The organism is Polyangium jinanense (genome assembly GCF_028435365.1).
On sequence record NZ_JAGTJJ010000066.1, the window covers coordinates 42,869 to 57,212 of the forward strand.

Below are 14,344 nucleotides of genomic sequence, written 5' to 3' on the forward strand. Positions count from 1 at the left end.
TGTTCCATGGGACGCACCTCTCTTTTTCTCGTCGGCGTGTTCTTCATTCCCGTCCTCGGTTGTGCGCTCGATACAAATGGCGCGAACCCCGTCCCCGGCGGCGGCGGACAAGCGGGCAGCGGCGCGAGCGGGGGCACGGGGGGCGCGAGCTCGAGCAGCGGAAGCGCAGGCACGGGCGGCGTCGGCGGGACGGGCGGCGTCGGCGGCGCCGGTGGAATGGGCGCCGCGGGCGGCGCCGGTGGAATGGGCGGCGCGGGCGGCCAGGGGGGCGGGGGTGGCGGCGGCCCGACGTGCCCGATCACCAGCACGCCGATGGTGCTCGTCGAGGGCCCTACGGGTCCCTATTGCATCGACGCGACCGAGGTCACGAGCCTGCAGTATTCGAAGTGGCTCGAGACGAACCCGACGCCGAACAACCAGGACCCCGTTTGCAGCTGGAAAACCACGTACGTCCCGCGCGCGAGCGGCAACCAGTGCAATTCGAGCCATTACGATCCGATGGGTAAGCCCAACCATCCTGTGGCCTGCGTCGACTGGTGTGACGCGCGCGCCTTCTGCGCGGCTGTGGGCAAGCGCCTTTGCGGCGGGTTCGGGGACCAGCAGCTCGACTATGACGAGTACAACGATTCCACGAAGAGCGAGTGGACGTACGCCTGCTCCAACAAAGGGGAGAGGAACTATCCGTACGGCGACGAATACCAGCAGGAGAGGTGCGTCGACGACCACTTCGACGGCACCCTGAACGCCGGCAACGGCAATCCCGAGGCGGTCAAGGCCGCCACGAACTGCAAGGGCGGCGGCGACTTCTCGGGCCTCTTCGACATGTCCGGCAACGTCTGGGAGTGGGAGGACTCCTGCAAGCCCGACGGACATCCCAACGATCCCAAGGACGATCAGTGCCGGGATCGCGGCGGTTCGTTCTGGGATCTGGAGGAATACCTGTCCTGCACGTCCGACACGGTCGAGCGCAGGCGCGATGCGTTCAACAAGAACCTCGGCATTCGCTGCTGCGCCGACCCCATCGGGCTCGGAAATCCCTGACCGACAAAAAGGAGCAAGGGACACCTCGGGGGAGCGAATGGGGGCGCTCCTCCGAGGTGTCCCTTGTTCCGTGCTTTCTTCAGGCCGCGACTGTCAGCTTCGAGCGCAGGTAGCGGGACACCTCGTCGAGCTCGTAGGGCTTCGGGACGAACCCGATCGCGCCGCACTCGGTCCGTTCGAGCTGGCGTTGCGAGAGTGGATACGCGCTCGTGAGAATGATGCGAGCCCGCGGGAACCCGTGGCGGATCTCCCGGGCCAGATCCAGGCCATTGAGCTCGGGGATCATGAGATCGACCATCACCACGTCATACCCTTGCCTGTCGTCGAGGTGGTGTTTGACCTCCTCGGCGGACGTGGCGAGGGCGACCTGGTAGCCTTCGAGGCGCAGAGCCAGCGACAGAGATCGACGCTGAGTACTTTCGCTGTCCACGATGAGCACGCTGGGCATGTCTCACCTCCCTCCCGTCGGGCACGAAAAAGGAACGAGGGACGTACTAGCAAGGGCCAGGCCAACCCTCGTTCCGTCCCGGGGACCCGCGGATCCTGGGCATTTCGTGGGGGGTCACAGGAGTGACCGGGGCGCTCTCGGGGCGGTCGCGTTTCACCCGTGAAATCCGGGGGCCGCTTCCGGTTTTCGTCTTCGCGATCCGGAGCGCGGTATCTCAGGGTCGGCTCGGGGCCGCGGCGGCGGGCAGGGTGCGGGTCCGGGCGAAGTTGCGTGTCGGGTCCACGACCTTCACCTCGCCGAACCTTTGCAAAAGTGGGCCCACGCGGGTGGCGTCGCCCGAGACCACGAGGACGGCGTGGCCGGGGCGCACGTGCTCGAAGAAGGCCTTGGCCGCGGCCTCGGGCGCCATGGCGCGGAGCGTGGAGATGCGCTCGTCGAGGGCCTCGTCGGGCAGGCCGCGGGAGCCGAGGTCGCAGAGCTCGTCCGCTCGCCCGCCGGGCCGGCTCGTGATCACGGCGCGGGAGCCGCCAAGGAAACGCGCGGCGGTTTCCATTTCGCGTGGGCTCGGCACCTCCTGGGTGAGGGCGCGCAGATGATCGAGGACCGCCGTGAGGGCATCCCCGGTGCTCTCGTTGTTCGTCTTCGTGTACACGTAAAACGCCGACGGCCCATTCGCGAACGGCACGGTCTCCGCAAAGGCGCGCGAAACAAGCCCCCGTTGGTTCCGTAGATCGACGGCGAGCCTCCCCGTGATCGCGCCGCCGAGGACCTCGGCCGCGGCGACGAAACCCGCGAAGGTCGGCTCCGACTCCTTCGGGCCGAGCGACCCCACGACGATCTCGCTTTGCGTGCTGCCGGGCCTGTCGACGAGCGTGATCTTCGTCGACTCCGGGGGCATCGGGTCCGTGAAGGAGGGGGCGGGGGCGGCCTTTCCGGCGAGCCCGCCGAGGTGTTTTTCCGCGACCTTGCGGACCTCGTCCGCGGGCACATCGCCGGTGATCGCCGCGATCATGTTCTTCGGGACGAAATACCGGCGATGATACTCCTTGCAATCGGCCGGCTTGATCTGCCCGATCTCCTCGGCCGTCGCGTCGAACGAGGCATAAGGGTGGTGCTCGCTCGGGAGCGCGAAGAGGTCGCGGTGGAGCATCATCAACGCGCCCCACGTGCCGTCGCTGCGGGCCTTTTCGGCGGCGCGTTCGGCGAGCGCGCCTTGCACGCGCTCGATCTCCTTTGGATCGAGGCGCGGGCGGCCGACGATGGAGGCGAGTACCTCGGCCGCCTCGGCGAGGCGGGGCGCGGGCACCGAAATGCCATACACCACCCGATCCGCATTCAGGTCCACCGACAAACTCGCGCCGAGCCCTTCCAGCCGTTTTCGCAGCTCGATGGCGTCGAGCGAACCCGCTCCCGACGAAGCCACGGCCCGCGCGCAGACCGCCGAAAGCCCCGTCTTTTCTCCATCCACCGCCGTACCCGCGAGCACCACGAGTCGCAGGTGCGCGACAGGTACCGCGCGATCGAGCAGGCTCACGACACGCAGGCCGTTCTTCAGCTCGATCCATGTCGTCTTCGGCGTGGAAAACGGCCTCGGCGGCGCGGATTCGGGCGGCGGCTCCTTCGGCTCCGGGGCCGCCTGCGGCACCGAGGGCTTCGCTTCGGCCGTCTTCGCGGGCGGCGTATGCAGCGGCGGGGGCGCGACGGTTTGGCCGGGACAACCCGCGACGAGCAGGGCCAAAAGCCCGAGGACAGACGCGCGCTTCCTCATCGCGACCCCTCCGCCGTGCTCGCGAGGTTGCCCGCGACAGTAGGCTTCGGCCGCGTCTCGATCACGGTTCGACGTTTCGTCACGAAATACTGCGCCGCCGCTCTTTGCACGTCCGCCGGCGTCACGCTCGCGAGCCGCTCGAGCTCACGCCCGACCGCACGCGCGTCCCCATTCCAGAGCTCGTATTTGCCGAGCTCCAGGGCGCGTTGGCGATTGCCCGCGAGGCCGAGGACGAACCCCGCTTCGAGCCTCTTTCGCGCCCGGATCGTCTCCGCCTCCGTGGGCGGCGCGTCGGCGAGCTCCTTCAGCGCCGCGTCGACCCGCTTTTCCACCTCGGACACGGCCGCGTCCTTGGCGAGCCGCACCTCGATGCGGAAGAGCCCTGGCCCGCGGCCGAAACGCGCATCGACCTCGGCCCGCGCCTCCGTCGCGAGCGCGTCCCCGCGCACGAGGCGCGCGACGAACCGCGAGCCCTCGCCGTCGCCGAGAATCACCTGCGCCAGACGGAGCGCGTCGTACTCGCGTGTCCCGAGCTTGGGCATCACGAACCCATACGAAAGCGCCGGCGCGCGGGCGAGCGCGTCCTCGACGACCTCACGCCGCTCCGCCGCCTGCTCGGGCACGTTCGGCTCGACGAACGGTGTTGCCTGGATACGGGGGATGCCGTCGAAATACCGGTGCACGAGGTTCATGGCCATGTCCGGGTCAAAATCCCCCGAGATCCCGAGGATCGCGGTGTTCGGCCCGAAATGCGCCACGTGGAACGCGCGGATCGCGGCGACGTCCGCGCGATCGTGGTCCCCGTGGGCATACGCGAGCGCACCCTCGAACGCGAGCGCGCCGAGTCGGGCCTCGGCTTTTCCGTACGGCACCCGATCGAGGACGGCGAGCGCCTTTTCGTCGGCGTCGATCGCCGCCTGGCTCAGATCGACGCGGTGCATGCGTTCGGCTTCGAGCCAGAGGCCGAGCGCGAGCTCGTTTTCGGGGACGACCATCGAATACGCCGTCCGATCGACCGCGCTCCTCGCCGTGACGAACCCGCCGCGGCTCGCCACGAGTGATTCGAATTCGCCCGCCGCGAGGTTTTTCGTGGCGCCGAACAGGAGGTGCTCGAAGAGCCGCGCGAATCCGCCCTGGCCGGGTGCCTCGTCGCGCGAGCCCACATCGTAGGTGACGGCGAGGGCCACTGCGTTCGAGGCGTGATCCACGTTCATCACGACCCTGAGGCCGTTGACGAGCGTCGCGCGCTGGATCGCGAGGCGCAGCGCCGGGGGCGGATCCGCCTTGGGAGGAGCCGCGAGCGCGGGCGCGGGCGCGGCGACGAGGGCGAGCGCGACGAACGACGAGCGCGGGGAGAGGAGGCGCATGGCCGGCCTTCTTACCACGAAGGCCCCGGGGCCTCAACGCACGGACCGGCGCGCGCGGGCTTTCTCAGCGACTCTCGCCCGCGCGTACGCTCGCGAGTCTGTCGTAATGGCGATAGCCGAGTTTCGAGAGAACGTCGGGGGGCGCGAGACCGATGTCGACCAGCGTCTTGATGTCGTACGTACCCGCGAGGACCGGCGGCCGATACGCCATCATCGTCTCGCGGGTCTGGAACGGGGGCAGCGGGAAGAGGCGCGTATCGGTGTGCACGTGGACGAAATGGGCCATCGAGGTGCGCGCATACCCCGGGGTCTTCGGCGCGGTGATCACGTGGGGCGTGGCGAGCAGGCGCCCCCCGGTCAAGATCTCGAGTTGCTGGCCGACCTGGGCCACGATGCAGCCCGGCGGCGCGGTGCCCGGCACGAGATCGCCGCCGGGGCGACCGTCCGTGCCCCGCGTGCGCAAAAAGAGCCCGCTCCGGTCGTCGGGCCGCGCGCAGCGATTGCGATCCCGGTCGAGGAACCATCCGCCCGGCAGGAGCGTGAGCAGATTGAAATCGGTATGCTCCTCGCCCCAGAGGACGCCATGTTCGCATTGTTGCTCGTCGAGCGGCAAGTACAACAAGGCGCGCGTGACGTGCGGGGCGCCGCGGGTCACAGAGGCGAACGTCTCGCGCGGCAAGGAGAGCGCGTCCGCGCAGGCCCGGAGGAGCGCGAGCCCGGCGCCATGCAGGGCCTGCCCGATCGCCTCGTAAAACGTGCGGAAGCGGGGCCGGTCTTCGGGCCACACGTTCGGCGGGTGGATCTCGGGGTAGAGCTCGGCCGCGACGGGATCGACCTCGATGGGCGCGGCGAACCAGCACTCTTTGAAATCCGGCTGACCCCCGGCGACGACGGCCTTTTCGGTGTTCGGCGGCGTGTATCCGCGCTGGAACCAGAGGTCTGCGCGGGCCCAGCGGCGCTTCTCGGCCTCGGGGAGGGCGGTGAGGGCGAGGAACTCGGTGTAGAACGCATCGAGCGCGGCGGGGTCGATGCCGTGGTTTTTCACGTACACGAGCCCGTACCGGCCGAGCCCACGCTCGATCGCGGCGGCGGCCCGTCGTTCGCGCTCCACGTCGCCGGAGCCGACGTCCTGGAGATCGAGAATGGGGATTTCATCGTGGAGAGTGCCGGTCATGGCGCGGGCACTACCACGGGTGGGGGAGGGGGCGCAACGGGGGTGTGAGGCGGTGGCGATGCGGGACGGAGGCGCCTCACATTGCGCAGAGGCCGTTCGTGCACTTGTTGGTGTAGCAGTCGGCGTTCATGGTGCAGGGGTCGCCAACATCCTTCACGCAGATCTTAGTGCCGTTCATGTCGGGATCAGCACAATGGAGGGACGCGCATTCGGTGTTGGTCGCGCATGGTTGATCTAATGCCTTGAGGCAGTACCCGCCGCTACCCGTGCATGCCTTATCCTCGGCTGCCAGGCATGCCTGCCCCATGCCGTAGCTGGGATCCTCGCCGTACTTCTCGATGGCAGCACATTCTCCAACAACCCCCGTTACGTTACACGCAAGGCACGGAGCGTCGCAATTTTCGGCACAACAAACGCCGTCTACGCAAAATGCCGTTACGCAGTCGGTCATCGTCGCGCAGGTTTTTCCCTGCGCACATGGCGAGCAATGCGTACCGCCGCAATCCACATCCGTCTCGTCACCGTTTTTGAGCCCATCGTCGCAGCTCTTGCAGGCATTCTCGAAGCAATAACCATCGACGCCGCAATGCTGGTTGACCAGGCACTCGACACACTGGCCCGTGCCGTCGCAGAGCCCCGCCGCGCACAAGTCGCCCGCCCCCTTCGCCACGCAGCTACTCGGCGTGCCTTCCTTGGTCGTGCACTCGTAACACGCGTCCACCACGCAGGATGTGCAGCCGTCGCCGACCGTATCGTTCCCGTCGTCGCACTTTTCCCCCGGGTCGAGGGCGCCGTCCCCGCAGCCCGGCGTGACTCCGCCCGACCCGCCGGTTCCGTCGACGAGCACGTACTCATCCAGACCGAGGATCTGGCCACAGCCGACCCCGAGCAGCGCCATGGCTGAAAACCACCCGCAGATCCGTGCGTAAGCTCCGTTCACCGGTACCTCGAGGCCTCCGGACGGACGCTAGCCGAGCTTCAGGCGGACGTGAAGAGAGACGAAGGACGCGAAGGGGGGCTGGTTGAGGAACGGTGCGCGGGGGCTCGTCGAGCCCCCGCGGCTACGTCACATGGCGCAGACGCCGTCCATGCAGTTGTTGCTGAAGCATTCGGCGTTCTCGGTGCACGGCTCGCCGTTTTGCTTCACGCACGTCTTCGTCCCGTCCATGTCGGGATCGCCGCACCGCGCGGTGATGCACTCGTTGCCATTTGCACAGGGCGCGCCCTCGACCAAGAGGCAACTCCCCAGCCCCGAGCACGTCTTGCCGTCCGTGGCGAGGCACGACTCACCCATGCCGTAACTCGGATCATCGACTCCCTTGTCGATGAAGCTGCACTCGCCGACGAGCCCGGCGTTGTTGCACGCGGAACATGCGCCGTCGCATGCGGCGCTACAGCAAACGCCATCCGCGCAGAACGTCGACGTGCAATCCGCACCCGCGACGCACGTCTTGCCCTGGTCACACAGTCCGCAATGCGTACCGCCGCAATCGACGTCGGACTCGTCGCCGTTCTTCTCGTTATCATCGCAGGACGCGCACGCATCCTGGAAGCAATACCCGCCGCCGCACTGGGCATTGTCGATGCACTCGACGCACTGGCCCGTCGCGTTGCAGATCTTGGTGTCTTCACACGCGTCGCCCGCGGCCTTCGGCGTGCAAGCGCTCGGCGCATTCGCATCACACGTGTAGCACGCGTCCACCGCGCAGGCCGAGCAGCCGTCGCCGTCGGCGTTGTTCCCGTCGTCGCACGTCTCGCCCATGTCGAGGACGCCGTCGCCGCAGCTCGACGCCATCCCGCCCGAGCCGCCGTTGCCCGCGCCGCCCGTCGTGTCCGGCGGCAGCGGGTCCTCGGAGGGACAGCCTCCCAGCGCCGCCATGAACGCGCCGAGAGCCAAAGCCAAGGTCATCGATGATCCATACCGCTTCATTGGGGATTCCAACCTCTCGTTCGTCGGGGCATCAGCCCTCGATCAAAAGCTCCCCTTCACCACGACACCGCCGGGCGTCACGTGGAAGGACGCAGAAGGCTGCGATTGCTTGCCCGTCAATGCGTACACCGCCGTACCGGCGCCAACGACCCCCGCGCCGATCAACGTGATGAGGGACGTGGTCCCGAGCGCCGTGCTGGTCCCTTGCGCGTCCTTGAAGTCATTCACGCATTGCTGATTCGCTCGCGTGCACTGATTCGCCTCCCAGGTGTCAAAGCTCCCCGATTCGACGACCGAGTACCCAATGAACGTCCCGAGGCTCACGAGCGCGAGCCCGCCCGCAATGCCCGCGCCTGCGAGGATCAGCGTCTTGTTCCGCGCCGGCGGCGGGGGCGGCGGCGGGGGCGTGGGTTTCGCCAGGGGGGGCGGCGGCGGGGGCGTGACCACGAGCGGCACCGTGCTCTCGGCGCCGGCCGCGACCGTGAGCTCTTTTTTGGCCTCCGGCATCCCTTCCTTGCGCGCCGTGAGGATCCGCGGGCCGGGCTCCACGAAGACCGCGCCGCTCAGCGGCGACGTCCCGACCGGCTTGCCATCGACCTTCACCTCGGCCCCGTCCTGGTCGACGCTCACGATCAGCGTGCCGACCTTGGACTTCGCCTCGGCGAACATCTTCTCGGCCGCCTGACGGTCCTCGGGCTTCGCCGCCTGGCCCTCGCGCAGGAAATACGCGAGGTGCTCGGCCGCGTCGCGCGGCGTTCCGAGCTGCATCTCGGAGCGCGCCAGGGCGAGTGCAATCTCCGCGTTTGGCTTGAGCCGGAACGCAGCGTCGAGCGCCTCGCGGGCCTTGCCGTGCTGGCCGGCTTTCTGCGCCCGCAGACCCTCCTCCAATTTCTTCGCCGCTTCCTTCTGCGGATCCGCAGGCGGCTCAGCCGGCGCCTTTGCATCGGCCCCGGCCTGCGCCTTTGCGTCGGCGGGCGCGGCATCCTTTTTCTGGTCCGGCGTCCCAGCTTGCGCCTTTGCATCCGCCGGCGCGGCGGGGGCCTTTGTCCCCGGCGGCGACGCCGGAGGCGCAGCAGCGGGGGGCGTAGCCTGTGCCTTTGCGCCTGCCGGCGGCGCAGCAGGCGGCGCGGCGGGAGGCGCGGCCGGTGCCTTTGCGCCTGCGGGCGGCGCGGCGGGGGGCGTAGCCTGTGCCTTTGCGCCTGCCGGCGGCGCGGCCGGAGGCGCCGCGGGGGGCGCGGCCTGTGCTTTTGCACCTGCCGGAGGCGCAGCGGGCGCAGCGGCGGGAGGCGCCGCCGGCGGAGCCGCCGGGGCGGCCTGCGCCTTTGCGGCCGGGGGCGCCGCGGGCGGCGCGGCCGGCGCCGTCGGCTTCGCGGGTAATGCCCCACTCGACTTCGGTGCGTCCGCTGCGGCGGGAGATGTAACGCTCGCCAGTGCTGCCGCGAGCCCGAGCGCGGCCCACGCCGCGCGCCCTTGGTTCGTTGTACGCCGGACCTCACCGTCCGGCCGAGCCCATCGTCGTTCCATGCGCCAGCATTGGAACGCACCCCCGCGCCGTTCACAAGAAAAAAGGTACGCCCTTTCCGTGCCGTACACTTCCGTCCGCGTCGTCGGTCCCCGGTCGCTCGACCTTCCAGTCAATCGGCGGCGTGTTTCATGACAGAAGAATATTTCGGTGCCGGTTTGTCTCCCCATTATCGTTCTCGTATTTCAACGTGCCCGGCGCCGCCCTTCGCCGCGCGCCGCCCGCTGGCCTGCTTCTTCCTCGGCGAGCGCCGCGAGCTCCGCGACCTCCTCTGCCTCCCGCGCGTCCTTCTCGGGCCGCGGGAGCTCCTCGACACGTTTGCCCCCGGCCGCGATCCGCATGCGCTCTCCCCCGCGCTTTCGCGCGAGCTTCTCCCGCCGGATCTCCTGTCGCAGGCGCAGCTCGGCTTCCTCCTCGGGGGTGGGATCCACCGGGGTCAGATACTTCACCGCGTGCGCGGCGAGCCCCACGCCCCAGCCGAGTACCGGGAAAAACCACCACACGCCTCCTGCCGTCAGCATGTCGAGCAGGAAAAAAAACACGCTGAAGACGCCCCACATCGCCGCGTGCCGGACGAGCTTCTGCTTTTGACGGGCCCGCCGCGCGGTCTGCCCCTCCGCCGGGGCCGGAGGCGTCGCCGGCGAGACCGGATCGAGCGCCGGCCGCAGCGCCAGAAGCGCCGCGCGCAGCTCCCCCTCCTCGACTCCGACTTCCCGCGCCGCCGCCGCGAGATCCGCATACGCGTACTTGCGCCCCTCCGCCTCCATCTTCGCCTTGCGCTCGAGCGCCAGCGCGATCGCCTGCCCGAGCTCCTGCGTGGAGTAACGCCCCGCCGTGATCGAACCGGGCGAAGGCCGTGGGGCCACGCGCAGCTCGCCCTTCGGCCCCTTCGAATCCGCCTCCTCCGCGAGCGGCTCGAGCAACTCGACGATGTCGTCCATCGATCCGTATCGCTCCGCCGGCAAACGCCCGAGCGCGCGGCCGAGGACCTCGCGCAGCGCCGCGGGCACGCCCTCGGCTTGCATCGGCCGCGGCGGCTCCGACATCATCGCCGCCACGATCGAGAGCGCGTCGTGCGCGTCCCACGGCCTCGTCCCCTCGCAGAGCTCGTAGCCGAGCACGGCCCACGAGAACTGATCCGTCCGCCCGTCCGCCGCCTTCCCGCGCACCTGCTCGGGCGCCATGTACATCGGCGTCCCGCTCACGCCGCCCTTCGTGGCGAGCGACGGCGCGTTTGGCTTCGCCGTCGGGCCCGCGGGATCCACGGGCGCCTGGCTGCGCCGCGCAATGCCGAAGTCGAGCACCTTCACCCGCCCGTCGCGCCGGACCATCACGTTCTCCGGCTTGATGTCCCGGTGCACGATCCCCGCCCGATGCGCGGCCGCGAGCGTGCGGGCCACGTCGACGAGCCAGCGGATCTTGCGGCGGACGGGCACGCTCGGATCGCCGACGTACGCGCGCAGCGTCTCGCCTTCGACGAGCTCCATCGCGATGAACGGCTGCCCTTCCCATTCGCCTGCGTCGTAGATGGCGATCGCGTTCGGGTGATCGAGCGCCGCGACGGCCCGTGCCTCGCGCAGCGCCCTCGCCGCGGCCTCCTCGTCGCCGGCTGCGAGCGTCTTCAGGGCGACCTTCCGAGCGAGCTTCAGATCGTGGGCGCGATACACGATGCCCATGCCGCCCTCGCCGAGCACGGCTTCGATCTCGAAGCGACCCGCCACCACGTCGGAAGCTTTCAGCATACGGCGCGCGAGGGTAGCGCCCGCCGCGCCGGCGCGCGAGCTTTCGATGCGGGCGCGAGCGTGCGCCGGATCTCGACATCATCCATCCTTCCTTTGCGGCGCCGGCCGCCGTACCATCGGGCTCTCCACTTCAGAGGAGGAACTTCTCATGCACGATCGGCTTGCTTTTCTTTCGTTGCGCCTCTCGATTTTCGCCGCCCTCGGCCTCTCCGCCATCGCATGCGGATCGACCGTGGAGGGCGGCGGCGAGGGTGGTTCCGGGGGCTCGAGCACGAGCTCGAGCACGAGCTCGAGCACGAGCAGCGGCGGTTCATCCGGTTGCGTCGGCGGGACGCCCATTCTGCTCGCGGACGGTTCCGACAGCGGCTACGTGCGCTGCGACGACGGCACGATCCATCGCGCCGCGGCCGTCGCGTGTGATCCCACGATCAACGCGGCCGCCTGCGAAGGCACCGAGATGTACAAGGACTGCACGTCGGACGCCGATTGCACGGCCAAGCCCCATGGCAAGTGCATCCACCACGACGGGAACTTCGAAGTCCCCGGGCCCTCCTGCGGCTGCGTGTACTCGTGCGCGAACGACGCCGAGTGCGGCGCCGATTCGGTCTGCGTCTGTCAGGGCGTCGTCGAGAATGACGTCGCCTGGTCGCGCTGTTCGGCCATCGCGAAATGCGCGACCGACGCCGATTGCGCGAGCGGCGAGTGTGGCATCACCTCGTTCAACGACGGCTGCTTCCAGCAGATCGGCCTCGCATGCCGCGCGGACACGGACACGTGTCGCGTCGATGCCGATTGCATGGCCGGCTCTTCTTGCGCGACGCTCCCGTACAGCACGGTCGGCGAGGCCGGCACGTTCAACTGCGAGACGCAAAACTGCGCGATCGGCAGGCCCTTGCTCGTCGCCGGCGCGGCCCGCACCGCGCCCGCCTCGGCCCGCGTCGACTGGATCCTCGCTTCGATCACGCCCGACACCGAGACGCTCGATCCAGCCGTGCGGACCGCGCTCGCCGAGGCGTGGACCGAGATCGCCGCGCTCGAACACGCGTCCGTCGCGAGCTTCGCGCGTTTCACCCTCCAGCTCATGGCCCTCGGCGCGCCGCCCGACCTGCTCTTCGCCGCGCAACAGGCCGCCGCCGACGAGGTCGAGCACGCCCGCGTCGGGTATGCCCTCGCGAGCCGGTATGCGGATCGCCCGATCGGCCCCTCGAAGCTCGATCTCACGGGGGTCCCGCTCGACACGGATCTCCGCGTGGTGCTCGGCTCCCTCATCGAGGAGGCCTGCGTGGGCGAGACGATCGGCGCGGCCGAGGCGCTCGCGCTCGCGGGGATGGTGCGTGATCCCGTCCTGCGCGAGGTCCACGCCCGGATCGCCGAGGACGAGCAGCGTCACGCCGAGCTCGCCTGGCGCACCTTGCGATTCCTGCTCGCCGGCGCCGACGAGGACACGCGCCGCTTCGCCCGCGCCACGTTCGATCGGGCGATCGAGGCCGCGTCCGCAGACCCGTCGATCCGACGCGCCGTCGTGGCCGAGGACGTCGGCCTTTTGTCCTCCAAGCAACTTGGCGCCCTCCGCCGGCAGGCTTTGCGTGACGTCGTGCGTCCCTGCACCGACGCGCTCCTCGCGCCCGTCGCCGCGTCGATCGTCTCGGCCGACCTCAATGCCTGAGCCGCTCCGCGCGCGCTCCTGACGCCGCGCGGCTCTGTGGTTCAAAGCCCATAGCCGCGCGTTTCTCCCTTGACACAAGCGCGAAAAATCCGGTCTGCTGGTCTCTGACCGCATGCTTCGCCGTGCCCGCGCCCCTATGGCCCTCGGCGGCCTCGCGCTCCTCGCGATGGGGCTCGCGGCCTTGTCGCTGGGCTCGCGATCGGCGCCCATGGCCTCGGCGGCCGTGCAGGTCGAGGCGCCGCTTTCCCCGCCCGCGCCTGCGCCCCCGCCTGCGAGCGCATCAGCCGCGACGGTGCCCGCGGTGCTCGCCCAGGAAACGCCGCCCGCGCCTCCGCCTGTCGCGCCCGCGAGGCCGGGCGAACGAGCGGACGCCCATTTCGATCGTTCCTGGCGCGCGCCGCTCGCTGGTGGGCTCTTGATGTTCCCGCCGTCGTGGTCGTCGGAGGACGGCCAGTACGACCTCGTCCTGCACCTCAACGGCAACACCGACCTCGTCGAGGAAAACTACGGATTCGCGGGCGTCAACGCCGTCGTGGCCATCCTGAACCTCGGCGTCGGCTCGGGCGTCTACGAGGACAGGTTCGCCAATCCCGCGGGCCTCCGGCTCATCCTCTCCCGCGCGCAGGACGTCATGGTCGCGCGTGGATTGAAGAATGCCCGCCTGCGCCGCATCGGCCTCTCGGCCTGGAGCTCGGGCTACGGCGGCATCATCAAGATCCTCCAGCACGAAGAGTTTTTCGATCGGATCAACGCGATCGTCCTCGTCGACTCCATTCATTGCGGATACGACCCGCACTCGAAGGCGCTCAAGCAAGATCAAATCGAGCCCACCCGCCGATTCGCGAAAAAGGCCGTGGAGAGCAAGGTCCTGCTCTCGATCGTGCACTCGGAGATCGAGACGTACGGCTATCACAACGCGCATCGCACGACCGATTTCGTGCTCGAATCGGTGGGCGTCACGCGCACGCCGACGAACGTCTTTCAGCCCTTGCCGAACGTGCCGGCGATGAAACACGTCGTCCCGAACGCGTACATGAAGCCGCTCGAGCCGCTCACCGAGGCGCACCGCGGGGAGCTGCACGTGCGCGGGTACGGCGGCACCGGGCCCTATACGCACATGCTGCACCTCATTCAATTCTCGACGACCGCGCTGCCGGACCTCGTGGCATTCTGGGGCCGGCGGTAGCTCTGTCCGACTGATTCTTGCTCTCGCGAGGTGGGGCAGGAGCGGCGCCCGCGGCAGCACGAACGCAAAGCGAGCGCGAGCGGTTGCGCGGTCGTCCTTGCACCGGCGCGAAGGCGCCCGGGACACGTGCACAGCGCGGGATGCACCGGAGCAGGCGCGGCTGTGACGCGGTGATCCGTGCGCTTGCGTCGATGCAAGGGCCGCAGGAACACGTCACGGCGACGCTGGGACACGCGCAAGCGCTCCCGCGCCGCGTGCTCGACGTCCCTCGAGCACGTGCAAGGCACGCCGCGCAGATCGTTTGGAGCGCCTTGCGCGCGTGCAACACGCACCGAGCAGCCGCCATCGGGCGATTTGCGCGCGCGCAAGGCGCGTCGCGCTCCATCTGGGAGGCGCTTCGCTGGGGCGTTGCCCCAGGCCCCACCAGGGGCTATCCGCCCCTGGACCCGGACCAGCGCAAGCGCTGGACCCGGGGTCGATGAACTGCGCGATGCGCAGTT

At 69.3% G+C, this 14,344-nt stretch carries 11 protein-coding genes; 3 read left to right on the forward strand and 8 right to left on the reverse strand.

What is annotated here, in order from left to right; genetic code table 11:
• Positions 1-6 precede the first annotated feature (6 nt).
• Positions 7-1,041, forward strand: a complete 1,035-nt coding sequence (locus tag KEG57_RS47375) for a formylglycine-generating enzyme family protein (RefSeq protein WP_272427615.1) — start codon at positions 7-9, stop codon at positions 1,039-1,041.
• A gap of 79 nt (positions 1,042-1,120) precedes the next feature.
• On the opposite strand, the gene KEG57_RS47380 is transcribed toward KEG57_RS47375, so the two are convergent.
• From KEG57_RS47380 to KEG57_RS47415, 8 genes are all read right to left on the reverse strand, one after another.
• Positions 1,121-1,489, reverse strand: coding sequence for a response regulator (locus KEG57_RS47380; protein ID WP_272427613.1), 369 nt, complete (start codon positions 1,487-1,489; stop codon positions 1,121-1,123).
• Positions 1,490-1,703: 214 nt separating this feature from the next.
• Entirely contained in the window at positions 1,704-3,257 is a 1,554-nt protein-coding gene (locus KEG57_RS47385; protein ID WP_272427612.1) for a M16 family metallopeptidase, read from the reverse strand.
• Positions 3,254-4,624, reverse strand: coding sequence for a M16 family metallopeptidase (locus KEG57_RS47390; protein WP_272427610.1), 1,371 nt, complete (start codon positions 4,622-4,624; stop codon positions 3,254-3,256). Before KEG57_RS47390 ends, KEG57_RS47385 begins: the two co-directional genes overlap by 4 nt.
• Before the next feature lie 64 nt (positions 4,625-4,688).
• A complete protein-coding gene (locus KEG57_RS47395; protein WP_272427609.1) occupies positions 4,689-5,798 on the reverse strand; it encodes an isopenicillin N synthase family dioxygenase in 1,110 nt (369 codons plus the stop codon).
• Between the two features lie 76 nt (positions 5,799-5,874).
• Positions 5,875-6,738: a hypothetical protein gene (locus KEG57_RS47400; RefSeq protein ID WP_272459744.1), complete on the reverse strand. Its 864-nt coding sequence runs from the start codon at positions 6,736-6,738 to the stop codon at positions 5,875-5,877.
• A gap of 126 nt (positions 6,739-6,864) precedes the next feature.
• Complete coding sequence (locus KEG57_RS47405) at positions 6,865-7,707, reverse strand: hypothetical protein (protein ID WP_272427607.1); 843 nt, start codon at positions 7,705-7,707, stop codon at positions 6,865-6,867.
• 63 nt (positions 7,708-7,770) lie between these two features.
• A complete protein-coding gene (locus KEG57_RS47410) occupies positions 7,771-9,252 on the reverse strand; it encodes a PEGA domain-containing protein (protein WP_272459745.1) in 1,482 nt (493 codons plus the stop codon).
• Between the two features lie 183 nt (positions 9,253-9,435).
• Positions 9,436-10,992: a protein kinase domain-containing protein gene (locus KEG57_RS47415; RefSeq protein WP_272427604.1), complete on the reverse strand. Its 1,557-nt coding sequence runs from the start codon at positions 10,990-10,992 to the stop codon at positions 9,436-9,438.
• A gap of 148 nt (positions 10,993-11,140) precedes the next feature.
• Here KEG57_RS47415 and KEG57_RS47420 point away from each other — a divergent pair, with 148 nt between their 5' ends.
• Positions 11,141-12,658: a ferritin-like domain-containing protein gene (locus KEG57_RS47420; protein WP_272427602.1), complete on the forward strand. Its 1,518-nt coding sequence runs from the start codon at positions 11,141-11,143 to the stop codon at positions 12,656-12,658.
• A gap of 112 nt (positions 12,659-12,770) precedes the next feature.
• A complete protein-coding gene (locus KEG57_RS47425) occupies positions 12,771-13,844 on the forward strand; it encodes a hypothetical protein (RefSeq protein WP_272427600.1) in 1,074 nt (357 codons plus the stop codon).
• Positions 13,845-14,344 lie beyond the last annotated feature (500 nt).